Annotated in this window: 12 protein-coding genes; 4 read left to right on the top strand and 8 right to left on the bottom strand. The window is 56.8% G+C overall.

Going from position 1 to position 18,261, the window contains the following annotated elements:
• The first annotated feature begins 54 nt into the window (after positions 1–54).
• On the top strand, positions 55–966 hold the full coding sequence (locus KHU33_RS22360) for an amino acid ABC transporter substrate-binding protein (protein WP_211467037.1): 912 nt from the start codon (positions 55–57) through the stop codon (positions 964–966).
• Between the two features lie 111 nt (positions 967–1,077).
• On the opposite strand, the gene KHU33_RS22355 is transcribed toward KHU33_RS22360, so the two are convergent.
• The 4 genes from KHU33_RS22355 to KHU33_RS22340 form a co-directional block, all read right to left on the bottom strand.
• The gene (locus KHU33_RS22355; protein WP_211467035.1) at positions 1,078–1,437 is read right to left on the bottom strand and encodes a hypothetical protein; all 360 of its coding nucleotides are present in this window, start codon (positions 1,435–1,437) and stop codon (positions 1,078–1,080) included.
• Between the two features lie 109 nt (positions 1,438–1,546).
• Positions 1,547–1,948: a roadblock/LC7 domain-containing protein gene (locus KHU33_RS22350; RefSeq protein WP_211467033.1), complete on the bottom strand. Its 402-nt coding sequence runs from the start codon at positions 1,946–1,948 to the stop codon at positions 1,547–1,549.
• A gap of 18 nt (positions 1,949–1,966) precedes the next feature.
• The gene (locus tag KHU33_RS22345) at positions 1,967–2,386 is read right to left on the bottom strand and encodes a GTPase (protein WP_230414484.1); all 420 of its coding nucleotides are present in this window, start codon (positions 2,384–2,386) and stop codon (positions 1,967–1,969) included.
• A gap of 104 nt (positions 2,387–2,490) precedes the next feature.
• On the bottom strand, positions 2,491–3,198 hold the full coding sequence (locus tag KHU33_RS22340; RefSeq protein WP_211467031.1) for a hypothetical protein: 708 nt from the start codon (positions 3,196–3,198) through the stop codon (positions 2,491–2,493).
• An 815-nt stretch (positions 3,199–4,013) separates the two neighbouring features.
• On the opposite strand from KHU33_RS22340, the gene KHU33_RS22335 reads away from it, so the two are divergent.
• On the top strand, positions 4,014–4,370 hold the full coding sequence (locus KHU33_RS22335; RefSeq protein ID WP_211467029.1) for a hypothetical protein: 357 nt from the start codon (positions 4,014–4,016) through the stop codon (positions 4,368–4,370).
• A gap of 26 nt (positions 4,371–4,396) precedes the next feature.
• Here the strand turns inward: KHU33_RS22335 and KHU33_RS22330 are convergent, their stop codons facing one another.
• The 4 genes from KHU33_RS22330 to KHU33_RS22315 all read right to left on the bottom strand — a co-directional run bounded on the left by KHU33_RS22330 (position 4,397) and on the right by KHU33_RS22315 (position 13,268).
• Positions 4,397–7,222 carry an autotransporter family protein gene (locus tag KHU33_RS22330; RefSeq protein ID WP_211467027.1) on the bottom strand — a complete coding sequence of 942 codons (2,826 nt, stop codon included), beginning with the start codon at positions 7,220–7,222 and terminating at the stop codon, positions 4,397–4,399.
• 166 nt (positions 7,223–7,388) lie between these two features.
• Positions 7,389–9,551: an autotransporter-associated beta strand repeat-containing protein gene (locus tag KHU33_RS22325; RefSeq protein ID WP_211467025.1), complete on the bottom strand. Its 2,163-nt coding sequence runs from the start codon at positions 9,549–9,551 to the stop codon at positions 7,389–7,391.
• A gap of 121 nt (positions 9,552–9,672) precedes the next feature.
• Entirely contained in the window at positions 9,673–10,827 is a 1,155-nt protein-coding gene (locus tag KHU33_RS22320) for an ABC transporter substrate-binding protein (protein WP_211467023.1), read from the bottom strand.
• A 407-nt stretch (positions 10,828–11,234) separates the two neighbouring features.
• On the bottom strand, positions 11,235–13,268 hold the full coding sequence (locus KHU33_RS22315) for a ricin-type beta-trefoil lectin domain protein (RefSeq protein ID WP_211467021.1): 2,034 nt from the start codon (positions 13,266–13,268) through the stop codon (positions 11,235–11,237).
• A gap of 435 nt (positions 13,269–13,703) precedes the next feature.
• Between KHU33_RS22315 and KHU33_RS22310 the strand changes: the two genes are divergently transcribed.
• Together KHU33_RS22310 and KHU33_RS22305 are read left to right on the top strand one after the other, a co-directional pair.
• Entirely contained in the window at positions 13,704–13,964 is a 261-nt protein-coding gene (locus tag KHU33_RS22310) for a PAAR domain-containing protein (protein ID WP_211467019.1), read from the top strand.
• Between the two features lie 648 nt (positions 13,965–14,612).
• On the top strand, positions 14,613–18,261 hold a 3,649-nt coding region (locus KHU33_RS22305; protein ID WP_268907140.1), incomplete at its 3' end, for a beta strand repeat-containing protein.

Here is an 18,261-nt window from a genome sequence, read left to right as displayed (position 1 = left end):
AATGCGGACTTTTGGGAACGCCGCATTATTATCTTCATATAACAAGGTGGTTCAATGCACACTGGTGTTTTTTCTCGGCCTGGATATTCCATTCTTGTCTCGCTGTTGCTGGGCTCATCGCTTTTCTCTCCGCCAGCAATTGCCGGCGCCACGTTGGCGAAAATCAAGGATGCCCAAACTGTCACGCTTGCCTATCGGGAAACCACGGCGCCGTTCTCGTATCTGGATGGGGATAAAAGGCCGATCGGCTTCACGCTCGATCTGTGTTCGAAAATCGTTGACGGCATACGGCAGGAATTAAAATTGCCGCAATTGAAGGTGAACTACCTGGCAGTCACGCCATCCACCCGCATAGCCGCCATCAGCAGCGGCAAGGCCGACCTGGAATGCGGCACCACCACCAACAATACTGAACGACGCAAGCAGGTGGCGTTTACCGTGCCGCATTTTTTTGCGGGAGTCCGGATGGCGGTGCGTGCCGATTCCGGCATCAAGAACTGGGCCGACTTGCGCGGGAAAAAAGTCGTGACAACCAAGGGCACCACTACTATCAAGTTATTAAACGATAGAAATAAGGTGAGGGCGCTGGCCTTGAATCTGGTTGAGGGTACGGATCACGCCGAATCGTTCAGCATGCTTGAAAAAGGGCAGGCCGACGCTTTCGTGATGGACGACGTTATCCTGTTCGGCTTTCGCGCAAACATGAAAAATCCCGGGGAATTCGTGATCGTCGGCGATGCATTGTCGGTGGAACCCTATGCCATCATGCTAGGTAAAGACGATGCGGAGTTTAAAACATTGGTCGACCGCGAGATGGCGAACATGGAGCACGATGGAGATTTTCGCAAGATCTACAACAAATGGTTCATGAGCCCGGTGCCGCCGCTCGGCAAGAGCATGAATATGCCAATGGGATATCTGTTGCGCGATTCGATTATCTTCCCAACCGATAAGGTCGGGGATTGAGCCAGGCAGCTGCCTGCGCCGGGCATTGAAAACAAAAAAAATAAGGCAGCCATCGACATCGATGGCTGCCTGGCGTGCGCAAATTCCGGGTTTCCGGGCATGCAGCAGTGCTTACATCACCAACGCTTGCTCTGCATCCAGTACCTTGCGGCGGGCCAGCGCCAGATTGGATTTGCTCTTGTCCAGGACGACATAGATGAACAAGCCTTCGTGCTTGTCGATCGGGCGCAAGATGTGATACTGCTTGCCGAGGGTAATCAGGATATCTTCGATGCTGTCTTTCAGACCGAGGCTTTTCATGGTTTTTATCTTGGAACGCATTACCTCGGTATTGCCGGCAGCAGCCAGTTCCAGATCAACGCCGGCACCGCCGGAACCCAGGATCATGCCGCTATTGCTATCGACAATTGCTGCCGTCAGTGCACCATCGATGCTCAACAATGTATCAACGATAACATTCATGTTACTCATGTTTTTCCCTTACTAATGTAGATAGTGGCATTAAATGAAGCAGAAACATCACCGTCGGCCGACTAACGGCAGTGATGCATGAAGCGGATTAACGGATCAACAAACGGCATCAATGATCGAGCCCTAGCTGTTGGATGAAATTGCTGACAATTTTGTCGACCGTCCATAGCGTGTGTCCCAGAATGGCGTCCCGGTTGACAACGATGCAAAGCAAATAAGGGTGTCCATTGCCGACCGGACGGAAGATGATTTTTCCGGACGGAGTTTCAAGCATCAAGCGATCGCATCCGTGAAAATCCACTTCCCGGCCTACCGAGCGGGCAATCGCGACCAGGGAGCTTGTCATTGCCGCCAGGCGAACCGCGCTGAATTTCTGTCCCGGGTCGTAGATGGCGATTTCCTGCCCGTCCAGCGTGGTCATGACTACAGTGGAAATGCCGTCTTGGGATAGGCCTATCTGATTGAATACGTGATGGGCTGCAATTGATGCTGAAGCGAGATTGACTGTCATGTCTCTTGAATGTTGAATTTATATTGTTACCAGCAACGAGGAAAATATATCCAATGCGTCAAGCATTTGGGATTTTTCCCGTACGTCTGCAGCGATTACCGCCACCGGCATGCCTAGTACGTTGGTGATTGCCGATGCAAAGCGGTCAGCCGCCTCGGCACTGATTGGGCGTGCCTGCAACAGCATGCATGGCATGCTCTCGGATACCGAAAGCACAGTGCGAATATATTGCGTTGCCACTTGAATCGCGTCTGGCTGGTTAGCGTCGATCATCACGATGACGCCGATAGACATGGAGAGCAGCCAGCCGCGCACGAAGTCGAAACGATCCTGTCCGGGGCTGCCGTAAATATGCAGTTGCTCGCCGCCATCCAGTTCCACCACACCGAAATCGGCGCCGACAGTGGTGCTTTCTTTAGCGACAGATGATGGATCCATGTTGGGAACATCGCAATCGACCATGAGATCGCCGCACAGAGAGCGAATGGCCGTGGTTTTTCCGATCCCCATCGGCCCTAGCAGAACAATCCGAAGTATGGACACTATTGGGTTTTCTCCAACTCTTGTGAACGAGAACGGCCCAGCCACTGATTGATTTTTTTGATGAACAAGCCGACGCCGACTTCCTTTTGCTCAAGAGAGATCGGTCTCGATTCGTGCTTGATGCGTTCATGAATGAGGAACACTTTATCCCTTTCGACAAGCGCGCTTTTCTTTCTCAATTCATCAAGGAACAGAATGGCATCACGTTCCGTTAAGCCGCCATATGTCAACAGCCAGCCCCAGCTGATCTCTTGTTTTGTCATGACCGCAAGAATTTTTTTAAAGCGGAGAGTAGAAAAGCCGTGTTCGAGACTGACCCATTTCGAGATGCGGTAGGTTTTTTGTGAAAGCGGTTCAGATTCAATATCCGGCCTGTCCTCAACGGCCTTCATGTCGAGCAATCGCAAAGCGGCTCGATCCAATGCGTTAATCAAATCCGAAACGCCAAAATTGGGCGGCAAAGTCATGTCGCCTTTACGGCCCGGATAGGAGCCGGATTCGGAAATCCAGATACACACGCAGTTAGCCGGAAGCTCCTCGCGAGCATTGAAAATCTGCATGTCCAGAAGTGCTACCGAGGCACGCTTGAGCTCGGACGGGATCCATTTGAATACCGTTTTTTCATCCGCAATCTGCATCAGGAGGTCATAGCGCAAGAATTCTTTCTCAGCGAGATATCTGACGGATATGAAGGAAGCTTTACGCATCGCGCACGCCGATTCGAGTGCTGCTGATGAAGGTGATGGTCAGGTAGCGGAATTGCGTGCTTGCACTTCCTAATTGCCAATTCGGCATGGATTCTTCCTTCAAAGACGCGGTAATTCAGTCGACAGCTGCTTGCCAGGCTAGCGGCGTATGTAACGTACGTGCATGTAACGTATTTTTTTTATCGACGGGCACGTTGCAAGACTAAGCAATGCGACGAATTCGGGGTATCAGGGAATCTTGATATTTCCGTAGGCTCAGCGTTGCCGATTGTAGGGAAATCCTTAATCCCGCTATGAAAACTTGCGCGCCGCAGTGTTTTCAAGCGGCAACTTTTTGTCTCTATCGATCCAATTTGGATCGACTGGCAGGCGGAATTACTTGCGGCACTGAAGGAAATTCTTACATGGTTTTCAGGAAGGCCTGATTGGAATTTTCTTTGACACTATTCACTATCGGATATAGGACTTAAGCAGATCAGGAAGGTAGCCGCTGATGACCCCGACTCTTCGAAAAATTGCTCCGCCAGCAATCAGTGCGAGTACGTCAGCGGCAACCGCTGTCGCCGGCAGGAGATTCTGCACGAATCACCAGGGAGAGGTAGCGGCAGGCGAGGGCAGTCACGTTTTGCGCAGAAATTCAAAACGCTGGATTTGCTTTCGATGCCAGGAAATCATCGAAATCATCCGATGCCGTAATCGTAGTTAATCGCTGTTTTGCAATATTTTCAATGCTTGGCCGGGCGGTGAATACATCGAACTATCCGTATGAGTTTTTTACCGCTATTCGCGCTTTTCAGATCGAAGGGGTGGACAACATGATACAAAAGATTTCAGACGACGATGCACTGTTGCTGGCGCAAATATTGCGTTCTTTTAATCTGGATGAGACAACCAGTGCTGCACGATTCATAGAAAGCCTGACTTTCGACGCCATTTTTCTTGAGGAATGGGAGAACGTCAGCGGCGGCCAGCCTCAGCTGCAGTTTTACGGCAGGCTTGCCGACGCCATTCTGGATGGCCTGGCGAACCATAGCGATGTAGATAATTCGGTGCGCGAAAAAGCCACTCAGCTGCTGGCCGAAATCGAAGCGCATTATGAATGGCTCAGCAGCTATGTGAATTCAAGCAGAGCTCTCAATGCGAGACCCAGGATGGAATTCCTGCCATATTGATGCGCATCCTGCCGTTGCAGCGGCGCTTACCAGCTCCAGCGCGTGCCCGCATCCGCCATCACCGTGCGCTGTCGGGTTCCACCGAGATTGCCGGTGTAGCTTGCGGTCACGAACGCGCTGGTCGATTTGCCGATTTTTGCGGCCAGGCCAAAATTTAGCTGGCCCGCAGTCTGATTCGCTCTGGTGGAAATGGCTGTCGCACCGTCAAAATTGCTAGTGTCGTGAACGCCGGAACTACGCAGCAGGCTCAGCCGCAGATACGGCAGCCAGGTCGCTGCCGCCGTCTCATACCGGTCTTGCAAGCGCATGCCGAGACGTGCCAGGAACGCGTTGCCGTGGTTGAAACCCACAGCCGACACGCCGTCGTGCAAATCGTTGAACCGCAGATTTTGCCAGATCACTTGCGCCTGAGGTTCGATGCTTGCACCTGCGCCAAGCGGAATTGGCAGGCCGCCCTCGATCGATCCGATGAGCGCGCTGCCATGGGTGGTGGCGCCGACGCCATCACGCGAACGCGGATCTGCCGACAATGAACTTCCCATCAGGACTGTATCTGCGTACCAGCCACCGGGGCCGACCTGAGTCCAGTAAGCGCCCAGGCTGTAGGCGTCGACCGACAGCTTGCCGACATCGCGATTTTGCATGGCCATCGCAAAGCCGCTGACATTCCCAGCGGCGTGCGCAAAGCCGGCAAACAGACCGTAATGGTTGCGTTGACCGCTAGCGCTGGTGTCGGCATAGATGTCGTGGCCGGCCTGCATCCCCGTCATGGACCCATCGAATTCGGGATTGACAGTGCCGCTCTGCCGTTGCCGGGTGCTGCTGCCCCAGACACGCCCCCATGCGGCCGGCAACGCGCCGTTCTCGGTCAGCAGCGATTGCTCTCCCTGGCGGCCATGGAAGTTGTCGAGCTGCTGGATGTTCATCTGCCGGGCGACACCGGCAATTTCCGCATAAATCGGCACTTCGGGGCGATACAGCGGGATTGCGTCGGAGCTTGTCGTTGGCCGGGTGACTGCGGGTGTAGTCAATGGCGTGGCGGGGGAGGCAGTTACAGGTGCGACCAAGGTCGTGCTTGGAGGTGTAGCTTGAGGCGCAGTTTGAGGTGCGGTTTGAGGCGTAGCGGGCATTTGCGGCAAGGTGTTGCGCAGATACCAGTTTTCGGACGTGCCGCTGGTCACGCCGCCTTTGGCAAGATAGTAAGAATATGCGCCAGCCTTGAGCGGGCCGGCCAGCGTGAATGCGCTTGCGGTGGTCGTCGCCCCGTTCACAGCCTGCACCACTTCAATGCCGTCAGCGACGATGGCGGCCCCGGGGCCGCCGATATTCGTGATGCGCAAACTCGACGCTCCGCTGGCGGCGCCGCCGTTAATCACCAGCCGGTCCGACGCCGCGCCGTCGCCTGCCAGGTAAGTGTTGAGCGCGATGCTGCCGTTGCGGCCGACATAGTTGCCGGCAACATTGAGCCGGTTGCCAACACCCTGGCCGCCGATTTGCACCAGGCCGGTATTCACCAATGTGCCGTTGATCGTAAAGGCGCCGTTGCCCGAACCGGCAAACGGCGACAAAGCATTGGCCACCGCGACGGTGCCGTTGTTGGTCACGGACCCTGTGACGCCGCCGTAACCGCCGAGCACGGCGCCTGACGAGACGGTCGTATTGCCGCCGCCGGACAATGCTGCATTCGCGTGGGAGGCGTCGCCCACCGCCAGTATGCCGGCCGCGACGATCGTTCCCCCGGTATATGGATTGTCCGCATTTAGCACTGTCATGCCAGCGCCGGCCTGCGTAACAGAGCCGGTCCCGGAAATCACGCCAGCGAAAGTCACGTTGTCTGAACGGTTGAAGACAAGCGCACCATTGTTTGCGACATCGCCAGCAATGCTGCCGATCGTACCGCCGTTTCCAAGCTGCAGCGTGCCGGCCGCATCGACGGTCATTTTTCCGGTATAGGCACTGTTGTTAGCGGCCAATGCCAGCGTGCCTTGCTGAACTTCGGCAATCGTGACGCCAGTGATGGGAGTGGTTAGCGTCCAGGTTCCCGAATCGTTTTTGATGAGCGATGAGAAATTGGTGATATTGCCGGGCAGGGAGGCGCTTCCAGTCCCACTCAGGAAGAGGGTGTTATTGCCTCCGCCGCCATCGAATTTGCCGGTGATGACCGATCCCGTATACAGTCGTAAGATGTCATTGCCACCGGAAAAAACCAGGTTGCCGACGATCCGTCCTCTGTTGGTAAAGTCGACCGCGCCGTTGCCGGATGCGCCGATCACATTGCCTGGCGCCTGGATGATTCCGGTTTCGTTGTTGACAATCGTGTTCAGCCCGCTCGCATTCTGAAACCAGATGGCAACCGCATGATCGGCCTTGATCGTGCCATTGTTGATGATGAGATTGCCGCTGCCTTGCGGATTGACTGCTTCGGCACTGACTTCGGTGCCGGTCGCCAGGACTTGGCCTCCTTGAGCGACAGTCAGTGTGCCGTTATTGCGAAACTCGATGGTATTGGCGCCGCTCTTATATAGTCCAGGGTTGCGAACCCCGTTGGCGCTTACCGTGGCGCCGTTCCGGACCGTTATGCTTGCATTGTCGCGCAAGCTGATGGCGTTTGCGTCGCCGACCGCGATCCGGCTGCCCGTACCGACTGTGACTGTCCGGCTATCCTCTGTCGCCAGATTGCCTCTGCCAACCGGCGTGGTCCAGGGATTCGCCGCACTGGCGTCGCAGATTGTCGATTGTCCAGAGGTGATGCAGGCTGCATAGGCAGTCCCGGGTTTCACACTCAGCACAGGTATCAGCAAAAGGGAAGATGCGGCAGAAAGCGCAAAGCGATAGCGGACGGGATTGGGCATTTTGTTTTAACTTATAAAATCGGCGTGCTCCAAGAGTAGTCAGCGGAAAGGAAGCGAGGTATCAGGAAGCCTTGATTTTCATGCGGGATTGAGGCGCTTCATTGTAGGAATTTCCCCACGATACGAGCTGCGCTAGCCGCAGCTCGCATTTTTCTTCATTGCACCCTCATTGCACCGTCACGTAGTAACTGGTAGCGTCCTGTCCACCCACCAAAGTAACGCCGTTACCACTGATGCTGGAGAAGCCTCCGCTGACGCCGCCCGCAGCTTGCACCACCACGAATCGGCTCCCTTGCGCCGGCGTTGCGGCGAAGTTGAGCGTCAGGCTGCCGGCCAGAAGCGCCTGTCCGCCGGCCTTGAGCTGATCGTTCACGCTGCCCATCGATAATGCGAGATTGCCGCTTGCAGTCTGCGTGTAGTTGCCGCTGATGTTGATCGCATGCTGGCTGCCGGCGGTCGCCAAGGCCGCGCCGTTGACGACGCTGCCGCCGCCCAGCGCGGTGGCGCTGGCCACGTTCAGTGTGCCGCTGCTGATGGTAGTGCCGCCGCTGTAGCTGTTGGCGCCCGACAGGGTGGTGGCGGCGGCGCCAATCTGCTTGACTGCACCGCTGCCGCTGATGTTCAACAAGGTGATGGCGGTCGATGTGTTGTTGATAATCAGCGTGCCGTTGTCGACGATGGCGTTGCTGAGGCTGCCGTTGGCCGATTCGGCGGTCAGCAGACTGCTGTCCCCGTTGTAGGTTGCCACCGTGGTCAGGCGCGTGATGGCGCCATACGGCGCGGCTGCGGTCGGCGCACCCACCGTCGCCTGCACCGCACTGACTGGCGCGCCGTTGCCGATCTGCAGCGTGGCGCCGGCGCCGATGGTGGTGATGCCGTTGTAGTTCTGCGGCATGGTCAGTATCGCGTAGTTGCCGGCGGTGGCGGCGATGGTGAGGTTGCCGATTCCGGTCGAACCGTCGGCGCGCGGGCCGCCGCCGCCGCCCGTAATACTTACGTTGCAGCTGTACTTGCCGTTGTAATCGAACACCAGGGTCGCCCCTCGATGCAGATTGATATAGGCATTTTTAACAGCGGAATTGGGCGCAGCGGGCGATGGCGCCGAAGGCAGGAAGAATTGATTACTTGTGCCGTCGCCCCACTGGGTCGTGCCGCCCTCGATGTTGATGCCGCGGAAACTGGAATGATTGCCGCCGGTGAGGCTGCCCGAGGCATTTTGCACCAGCATGGTGTTCAGGCTGGGATCGCTCAAGGCCGGCTTCAGCTGGTCGCCGCTGTTGCTGTAACTGTAGATGCCGGAAAAAATCACCCGGCCGGAGTTGGTGTTGATATCGTCGCCGTAGTGGCTTTCCCAGATGGTTTTCGGATACTTCAGCAGGTGGGCCGCGGTATCGCCGAACAAGCCCTCCGGCGCCGCGGTGATGAACGACTCGTTGCTGAAAATGGTCGCATTCGGCATCGAGAAGATGACATGGTCGACACCGAAATAACCGCCGTAGAGTTGCGAGTACACGCCGCTGAACGGATTGTCGCCGACGAAGCGGACGGTGCCGCCGGTGGAGCCTATGGGCGGACGCCGGATGACGCCGCTGCCGCTCAGGATACCCATGTTAAGTGTCGGGCCGGATTCCAGGACCAGGGTGCCGTCGATCTGGAAATTGTCGAGATTGATCGTCGTGCCGGCAGTGTTTGGTATGTAGCTGCCGATGCTGCCGCCGGTCGACGATGGCGTACCCAGCTGCAATGTGGCGCCGGCGTTGACTATCACCGCCGGCGGATTGGGATTGTGGATAACCCAGTAATGCACGTGGTTGGGATCGGTCGGGCTCTTGGTCTGCGTGGCGGTCTCGGTTTGTTGTGAGGCCGGCAGCGTGAAGTTGCTGTCAGCGGTGAGCACCAGGGTGCCCGAGCCGCTGGGAGCACGCAGCGTGAGCGTGCCGGCGCCGGAAATAACGCCACTGTAAGTAGTCGTTCCGGCGGGGAGATTGACGACAGAATCGCCATTGAGGACGATGTTCTGGTTGGCCAGGATCGCGGCGCTGATGTCGATCAGCGCTACCGCTGTCACCGCCGTAGTGGTCGAGCCGGTGACAGCAGTGGAAGCAGTGGAGGCGGTTGTATTGGCGGCAGTGCTGCCGCTCGAAGTGCTCGAGGTGCCCGAAGTGCTGCCGGTTACGGCGCCGGTCGTGGTCGTGCTGGTCGTTGTAGCCTGTGCCGCTGGATTAGCCGCATTCGTTGTGCTGCTGGCGCTATCGCCGCCTCCGCAAGCGCTCAGCGTCGAGATCAAGGCAGCAGCGATCGCCGACGGAACATGGATTTTTATTTTCATGACTTATGAGATGAGAGTAATCAACATCTTGGTCTGAGCACGGATCGTGCCTGACAAAAATGGGCAGATTTCCGCGGCGAGAAGACAGGGAAGGGCAGCCGGAACTCATCATTTCGGCACATCAATTCAGGAATTTGCCGTCTTTGGTAATCATCGTCATGTCGACATATTTCGAGCCGCTGTGGCTGCTGGCTGAGAAATTGACATCGAAGCCGCCGCCGTCATAGTTGTGCATGTTGATGGTTTCCAACGCCTTCACCAGCTTGGCGCGTGTCAGGTCCTTGCCGGCCCGCTTCAATCCCTCTGTGAAAACTTTGGCGGCAATAAAACCTTCCAGGCTGGAAAAATCAGGATCCTTGATACCCGACTTTGCCATGAGCCTCTTGTATTCGGCGACGACCGGGACGGCCGACGACCAGGGGAAGGGCATGACTTGCGAGATCACGACGCCGTTGCCTTCCTTGCCGAGCGCATTCGCCAGCGCCTGGCTGCCGACGAAAGAGACGTTGTAGAACTGGCCGTTATAACCGGCCTTGCGCATCTCCTTGATATAGGCGGCGCACGACGCGTAGGCACTGATCTGGATGATGGCGTCGGGACGTTTCGGCAGGATTTTACTGACTGCCTGGGCGACATCGGTACTGTTGCGTTCTACCGTGGCGGTTTCCACCATATTTATCTGCAGCTTCTGCAGCGCCAGTTGCACCCCTTCCAGTCCAGCTCGGCCATAGGCGTCATTCTGATAGAAAACAGCGATATTCCTGATACCGGTATTGACCAGCTTTTCCACCAGATGCTGGGTCTCCTCATAATAACTGGCGCGCACATTGAAGACTTGGTGGATCAATGGCGCACGCAATGATTGCGCGCCGGTTACCGGAGCAAAAAATGGCACGTCGGCCCGCGTAAAAATCGGTACCGCCGCATTGCTGGTCGGCGTGCCGACATAGCCGAACAAGGCAAACACATCGTCTTTCTCGATCAGATGCTTGGTGTTTGCTGCGGCCAGGTCGGCATCGTACTTGTCGTCGGCCTTGATAATTTCAATTCGCCGGCCATACACGCCGCCAGTCTCATTGACAGCATCGAAATACAGCTTGGCGCCGGCATTCACCTGGATGCCCAGTTGTGCCGCAGGGCCGGAAAAGGCGGCAGATTGCCCCAATAGAATTCTCTGCTCAGATACACCGGATTCGGCAAAGCTGGCTGATGACAGTGCGAAAACTCCAACAAACAACGGCAATACAAAAGATAAAAAATGACGACGGAATTGCATAAAATTCTTTTTCCAAATATCAATCGAGCAGCCGTTTGAGACTGAGCTCGTCCCCGCCCAATAAACTACGCTGAGTCCTCCGCAAAGCGTCCATCGCTTTTGATGAGGGCGCTCATTTCAGTGCGGACAATGTGGTCATATGGCATGCGAAGGGTAATCAATACTGCTGAAATGACCCATAAGGAAATATTGAATGTTTTGTAGGGAAAATGGAAATTTACCTAGGAAATGCCTTAATGAGCTGCTGACAATTTGGCCGTAGCTTAAACGGAACGATTTAAGCGCCATGTAGGCGCGCGCTATCTTGCGGCGATGAAACCCACGACAAGCATTGTCTGTCGTGGGTTTTTCGTTGACGACGCAAGGCCTTATTGATCGACTTGTTGCTTACCGGCTTGTTGCGTTTGCTATTTGCGCAACCACTGCTGAGTCAGGCTGCCGGCAACGCAGGTCCATAGCTGAAGCGGAGTGCCATTGGTGGTGCCGTATGCGGTCACATCGAGGCAGAGGCCTGAAAGCTGGTTGGTAACAGTGCCGTTCGAATTGAAGGACCACTTTTGATTGGTCTGGCCGTTGCACGACCAAATGACGACCTTGGTGCCATTGGTGGTGCCGTTGTTGTAGGCGTCCAGACACTTGTTGCTGCCTAGTGACAATTCACTACGCGAGGTGACGGTCAAGGTCTGGTTCGGTCCACCGTTGCAGTCCCACAGGTCGGCCTGCGTAGCATCGACAATGCTGTTGTCGGGAATGTCGAGACAGCGGCCGGATTGCTTGCCCGCCAGCGCAACGCCGTTCGTGCCATTAATTGGCTGGATGGCGACGGCGTCGAAGTCCGGCGTCCAGCTGTTGGCGTTGCTGAAAGTCATCGTATTGGCCGAGCCCTTGGCTAAAGACAGCAAAAGCGAGACTGTGCCCGGCGTGCTCCAGGAACCGGTTGAAGGAAAAGAAACCGTAGTCGGCACTTGCCCGTTCACCTGTAGCGTGGCTGTGCGTGCGGCCGAATCTCCATTCACGTAAGCAACAGTGGCGAGATTGACGCCGGCTGCCGCTGCATTAATGCCGTTAAATGTCAGTGTCGCGCCTTTGCCGACAAATTTGACCTCCGAACCGCCCGAGCAATTGGCGCAAGACGTCACGGCCGCAGTCCCGCTCAAGGTGTTGCCCGTGGCCTCCGCCTCGTAAGTGACTCCCGCCGTTTCGGTGCCGGCAACGGTGACCAGAACTGAAGCGCCTGCAGGAACGCTAGCCGTGTATCCGGTCGCAGGGCTTCCTAGCCCCGCGCCTGACCATGCGTCCTGGACCGCCGCCACTGCACTCAAGCCGATGTCGGCCCAGCGCACGGTGATCGGCGCAGCGGCCGATGTACGGTTGAGTAGCAGCACTGCGCGATTGCCGGCGCCACTCAGAATTTTGCTATACACCTGCAGACCGCTGCTGTCCTCCGCCACCTTCACGCCTTGCAAGCCACGCGGGTCCTGAGCGATTGCGATGACTTTGCTGTTCGTCAGTATCGCTGTAGTGGATGCCGTCATCTGGGCCAAATTGTTACCCGCCATCAGCGGTGCGCCAACAATTGCCCACAATCCCATATGCATCTGATTTTGCGCGGCCGAGAGCCCTGGCATCCCGACCATCATCATGTCGGGATCGTTATAGTAGCCGGTATGCTGAGCCGCCGGGTGCAGAGTTTGATCGAAATTGAACAGCATGTTGACGGTCGATGGAGCGTTCCCAAAGATCACAATGTCGTTGCTGGTCCGCCACATGGTCCCGAGGCCGGCGGCCCAGTTCCAGGGCTGGTTAACGCCCCACTCGCAGAGCGACAGAACCATTGAGCGCCCAGTGGTCGCGGTTGCTGAAGCGATCGCATTGCTGATGCGGGTATAAGTTGTTTGCGGGTCGAGTTTTTCGGCCTGGCCGCCGCACCAATCCACCTTTACGAAATCGAAGCCCCAATTCTGGAACTGCACGGCGTCCTGGAGTTCATGGCCTTCGATGCCTGTGCCCGCATAGGCCGGCTGGGTGGAGGGAGTGGGGAAATAGTAGCCGCAACCGCTCTTGCCGGCGTCAGTGTAGATCCCTGCCTTGAGCCCTTTGCTGTGAATGTAGTTGACGATGGCGGTCATGCCGCCGGGCCACTGAGCGGCGTCCACGGTGATGTTGCCGTTGCCGTCGCGGGTCCCTTTCCACCAGCCTTCATCGATGTTGATGTAGCGGTAGCCGGCGGCCGGCAACCCGGCTGCGACGAAAGCATCGACCTGCGCCTTGACGATGGCGTAGCTGATGTTGCTGGCGAAGCTGTTCCAGGTGGCCCAGCCCATCGGAGCCGGGGGAACGCCTATCTGATTTGCGGTCACCCCCGCTACTGCAGATGAGCTGCCTAAAGCGAGAGTCAGCATGAGCATGGCTGCACGCAGCAGCCGGGAAGGACGAAACATGATTTGGTCTCCTGATAATTTTTGATTTTTAGAGATTTTATTTCTGTCGCAACGGCTATGTTTTTATTCAGCGGGCGACCAACCGCAACATGACAGGCATATCGTGGATGCGCCATCGTATTAACAATCCACATCACGTACTAATGATTTTTTTTGCGTCCTTGGTATCGATATTGATATCAGTCAACTGATGAGGATGCCTTGCCGGGCGGCCGCACTGTATCGTTCATTTGGTCAAGCACGATGCAGAAATGCAGGAGTCATGACAATCTCTGACAAATTGCAAGATGCAAATCGGATAGCATTTTGCATGGCTCCGGAAAAGAGTCGAATACTTGAGCCCGCCAATAGTCGAGGCTGTAAAAGCCGGCGCGTTCTCTAAAACTGTTTCGGTGCGAAATATTCTTGGCGCATGGCTGATAAAGGGGGAGGTAAATGAATTTGTACATGATTGTTGTCGGCGACTGCACCGATCACGGCGGCGTCGTTCTTTCCGGCTCGGGAAACCGGTTAATTGACGGTAAGGCCATTGCACGTATCGGCGATCAAGTAAGTTGCCCCAGGCATGGCACTAATAAGATTGTTGAAGGGCATCCCACTTTCACGATCGACGGTAAGGCAGCTGCCTTGACCGGTTGCAAGACCGAATGCGGCAGCGTGCTGTTGGGTATCAATAGCGCCACCGTATGCCATTGAACCTTACACCACAAAACAAACTCCTGACTGCCTCATTAATCCCTGCGGAGATTTAACAAAATTTATCCTTTTCGCGCCTGGATTTGACACTCTCTGACAGTCACTTAACTGATTGTAACTTACAGTAAATGTAAGAAAAAAACGGGGAGAAATTTATGTCTTCTGTCATTTGCCAAGGGGAAACTTCGTGCTTGCCGAGGGAGTTGAAGGCTGGCTCCACCACGCCTGGCAAGAAATGGGAATGGCTGTACCCAATACATATCGCCATTGGCGCCGCCTCACGCTGGCCTTGTCGACGCTTGCCGCACATCCGGCGCGGGCCGGCGAGCAGGCGTCACAGCAGTGATAGCTAGCCGGCACCAATTTTTCAGATACAGATTACTCATGTTTTTCTGGGCGCCCAAGTTGGTTTTTGCCAGGGGCGCACTGGGCTTGATTGCCAAAAATAATCTGCACACAGCATTTTTTATCGTTTGTAAACCTGAATTATGAGGAGTAGGTATGAATGTAGACCATTGTAAATTTTCAATTCTGTGTACCGGCGCTTCATCGTGGCAGGCAAGTTCATAGATGCATAGAAATTTTTTGCAAAGAAATTGAAATTGATTAACAACATAAAAATTACTTATTAATACAAGGGAAGACATCATGAACAAAATCTATCGGAGTGTGTGGAGTGAAGCGCATGGAACTTTCGTCGCGGTGTCTGAAATAAGTAAAGTGGGAGGACGTGGAAAATCAAAATCTTCGTCGGTGGCCGTAGGAGATATAGCATCCTTTGCTTCGGGCCCGACGTCGCGCGAAAAGAAACTGTATGACGGTTTTCTTCTCTTAGCTCCCGCGCTGATGGTGGTCGGCGCGCTTGCCATGCCAGGTGCGGCTTGGTCGCAAACATTCTGCCAATATGGTTCTAACTGCGGTTGGGGCACTGTGATTATCGGCGCCGGTAACTCGTTTCCGGCATACGGCCCCGATACCGGAACGGTTGCGATTGGCGGCTCCGTCGCCGCCTCTGGTAGTTATAACACCGCCGTTGGGTTCGCGGTTATCGGCAACGGCTACGGGGCAACCGCCTTGGGCTATTCCGCACACTCAGACAATATCTTTACCGTGGCCCTTGGGGCCGCAACTCAAGCCGAAGCGTATGCGGCAGTTGCCATTGGCAATGCCGCCAATGCCTATGGGTACCAATCGATGGCTCTCGGCGTTCACTCTCAGGCAAAGGGAACCAACTCGGAGTCCCTGGGCTATGGAGCCAATTCCGTTGGTGATGACAGCATTTCTATTGGGGCGAACAGCTATAGCGCTGCTTCTGCAGTGGTGGTCGGCCCAAATGCACATGCCGACGGTTTATATGGTGTGGCGATTGGTAACGGCACCACGGCCGAGGGGGCGCATGCCATAGCTGTAGGCGAGTCAGCGCAAGGTGCTGGCGACTACTCCACGGTGGTTGGGCAAGGTTCATTAGGTTCGGGATACGAAGCCAGCGCGTTGGGCTTTGGCGTTACCGCATCTGGAGCGTACGCGGTTGCCGGTGGTGCGAGCGCGCGCGCTACGGGTGCTCAGACAAGCGCTCTTGGCGCATTTTCGAACGCCAGTGGAGATTATTCCACGGCGGTGGGTACCGGCGCAGCCAGCAGCGCAAACAGTTCAAGTGCGTTTGGCGTTAGCGCTAATGCCGCAGGCACTTCCTCCGTTGCGGTTGGGCGGCTAGCCTCGGCGGCGGCGGCTGAAACGGTCGCCATCGGCGACCAGGCAGCAGCAACTGTCAGCGGGGCGGTGGCGCTCGGTAACGGAGCTACTAGCTCGGGCACCAACTCGACTGCAATCGGCCTAGGGTCCAAGGCTTTGGCCGCCTCTACAGTGGCGCTGGGAGATAGCAATACGGTGGCGGCAGCAGCCGGTCTCGGCTCGGTGGCGGCAGGTTATAAATCGCAGGCCGTTTCAGGAACCGGCGCTGTAGCGATCGGTGAACAGCAAACTGCTTCCGGCAACGGCGCGGTGGCGATCGGCGATCCGAACTCGTCCACCGGTACGGGTGCAGTGACCGTAGGTGCGAACAACACGTCGAACGGCAATGGCGCGGTCGCCATCGGCAACACCAACGCTGCCTATGGACCGGGATCGGTGGCGCTCGGCCAGAATTCGACGGCAGGCGTTACAGGGCAGGCCAGCGGCAACGTCGCGCTTGGCAACGGCGCGACAGCGACGACGAGTGTCGGCGATGTGGCGCTGGGATCCGGTAGTGTGACGGCGGCGGCCAATCCTACCGCGAGCACGAGCATTGGCGGCACGACATATACTTTCGCCGGTGCGTCGCCGACGAGCGTGGTGAGCGTGGGCAGCACAGGCGGCGAACGGCAGATCACTAACGTGGCCGCAGGCCGGCTGTCGGCGACGTCCACCGATGCCGTCAACGGCTCGCAGTTGTTCGCCACCAATCAAGCGATTTCGACGCTCTCGGTCAGCGCGCCGCACTATTACAGTGTCAACGACGGGGGCGCGCAGCTGGCGAACTACACCAACAACGGTGCGACCGGCGCCAATGCGATTGCGGCGGGACCTGTGGCCAATGCCTATGGCAATGACTCGATCGCTCAAGGTCTGAATGCGGTGGCTGGCGTCAGCGGCACACCGGCGACGGCCAACGACATTGCCTTGGGCAATGGCGCACAAGCGACAGGAGGCAATTCGATAGCCCAGGGCACTGGAGCAAAGGCGGATGCAGCCGGGGCGATAGCGATAGGCCAGACAGCCACTGCGACGGGCGGCAAGGCAGTCTCGATCGGTGTCGGCAATACCGCGAGTGGCAACGGCGCGGTAGCCATCGGCGACCCGAACACAGCCACCGGCACCGGCGCCGTGGCGATGGGCGCCAACAATACTGCCAATGGTCAAGGTGCCGTGGCACTTGGTAATACCAACGTCGCAACAGGTCAGGGTTCTGTGGCCCTGGGCAATGTATCGCAAGCGAACAACGCTGGCTCAATTGCTTTGGGAGATGCGGCAACAGTATCGGCTGCAGCGACGCAAGGGGTCGCTCTCGGCTCCGGGGCGTCATCCACCAATGTGAGTGCGGTAGCCTTGGGTGCTGGCAGCACGACGGCTGCTGTGGTCGCGACTACCGGTGCGACCATCAACGGCACTGCGTACAACTTTGCCGGCACCACACCGGCCAGCACGGTGAGCGTTGGCAGTGTCGGTAACGAACGGACGATCACCAATGTGGCAGCCGGCCGGGTCAGCGGAACATCCACTGACGCAGTGAACGGTTCGCAACTGTTTGCGACCGACACAGCGGTAAATGCCTTGGGCACGACAGTCACCAACATCACCAACGGCAAGACTGGTCCGTTCGTCTCGGACAACAGCGTGACGGCGGTGCAACCGGTATCGAGCGGCGCCAATGCCAGCGCCGGCGGTTTCGGTGCGAGTGCGACGGGCGCCGCATCGACGGTACTGGGTAATCAGTCGACCGACAACGGCAACGCCAATGCGACAGTATTGGGTCAAGGTGCGAGCATTGCAGCCGGCACCACGGGCAGCAACGTGGCGCTGGGCCAGGGCAGTACGGTGGCGGCAGCAGCGGTGCCGACTACCGGTGCGACCATTGGCGGTACGGCTTATACCTTCGCCGGCGGGGCGCCGGCAGGTGTGGTATCGGTAGGCAGTGCAGGTAAGGAGCGCCAGGTCACTAATGTGGCCGCAGGCCAGATCAGCGCCACCAGCACCGACGCCATCAATGGTTCGCAGCTCTATGCAACCAACACTGCGGTGACTTCGCTGTCGTCGTCGGTCGGTTCTGTCACTTCGCAAATTGGTTCGTTGTCTACCGGCCTGAGCACCACAAATAGCAGTGTTTCGTCGCTGTCGACCTCGACTTCGACTGGTTTGAGCACGACCAACAGTAGCGTGGCATCGTTGTCGACGTCGACTTCGACCGGCTTGAGCACAACCAACAGTAGCGTGGCCTCGCTGTCGACCTCGACTTCGACTGGCTTGAGCACAACCAACAGTAGCGTGGCCTCGCTGTCGACCTCGACTTCGACTGGCTTGAGCACAACCAACAGTAGCGTGGCCTCGCTGTCGACCTCGACTTCGACTGGTTTGAGCACGACCAACAGTAGTGTGGCATCGTTGTCGACATCGACTTCGACTGGCTTGAGCACAACCAACAGCAACGTGGCATCGTTGTCGACTTCGACGTCGACTGGCTTGAGCACGACCAACAGCAGTGTGGGCTCGTTGTCGACTTCGACCTCGACTGGCTTGAGCACCACCAACAGCAACGTGGCAT

It is taken from the genome of Collimonas silvisoli (genome assembly GCF_018305005.1).
GTDB lineage: Bacteria > Pseudomonadota > Gammaproteobacteria > Burkholderiales > Burkholderiaceae_D > Collimonas > Collimonas silvisoli.
The sequence above is the reverse complement of the archived record's forward strand: the minus strand, read 5'-3'. Positions and strand labels throughout refer to the sequence as shown.

What these genes read in the sequence shown, in the direction of transcription:
- KHU33_RS22340 (WP_211467031.1), bottom strand. Translation starts at nt 3,198, where the DNA reads ATGCGTAAAGCTTCCTTCATATCCGTCAGATATCTCGCTGAGAAAGAA.
- KHU33_RS22345 (WP_230414484.1), bottom strand. Translation starts at nt 2,386, where the DNA reads ATGGATCCATCATCTGTCGCTAAAGAAAGCACCACTGTCGGCGCCGAT.
- KHU33_RS22315 (WP_211467021.1), bottom strand. Translation starts at nt 13,268, where the DNA reads ATGTTTCGTCCTTCCCGGCTGCTGCGTGCAGCCATGCTCATGCTGACT.
- KHU33_RS22330 (WP_211467027.1), bottom strand. Translation starts at nt 7,222, where the DNA reads ATGCCCAATCCCGTCCGCTATCGCTTTGCGCTTTCTGCCGCATCTTCC.
- KHU33_RS22335 (WP_211467029.1), top strand. Translation starts at nt 4,014, where the DNA reads ATGATACAAAAGATTTCAGACGACGATGCACTGTTGCTGGCGCAAATA.
- KHU33_RS22325 (WP_211467025.1), bottom strand. Translation starts at nt 9,551, where the DNA reads ATGAAAATAAAAATCCATGTTCCGTCGGCGATCGCTGCTGCCTTGATC.
- KHU33_RS22355 (WP_211467035.1), bottom strand. Translation starts at nt 1,437, where the DNA reads ATGAGTAACATGAATGTTATCGTTGATACATTGTTGAGCATCGATGGT.
- KHU33_RS22360 (WP_211467037.1), top strand. Translation starts at nt 55, where the DNA reads ATGCACACTGGTGTTTTTTCTCGGCCTGGATATTCCATTCTTGTCTCG.
- KHU33_RS22310 (WP_211467019.1), top strand. Translation starts at nt 13,704, where the DNA reads ATGAATTTGTACATGATTGTTGTCGGCGACTGCACCGATCACGGCGGC.
- KHU33_RS22320 (WP_211467023.1), bottom strand. Translation starts at nt 10,827, where the DNA reads ATGCAATTCCGTCGTCATTTTTTATCTTTTGTATTGCCGTTGTTTGTT.
- KHU33_RS22350 (WP_211467033.1), bottom strand. Translation starts at nt 1,948, where the DNA reads ATGACAGTCAATCTCGCTTCAGCATCAATTGCAGCCCATCACGTATTC.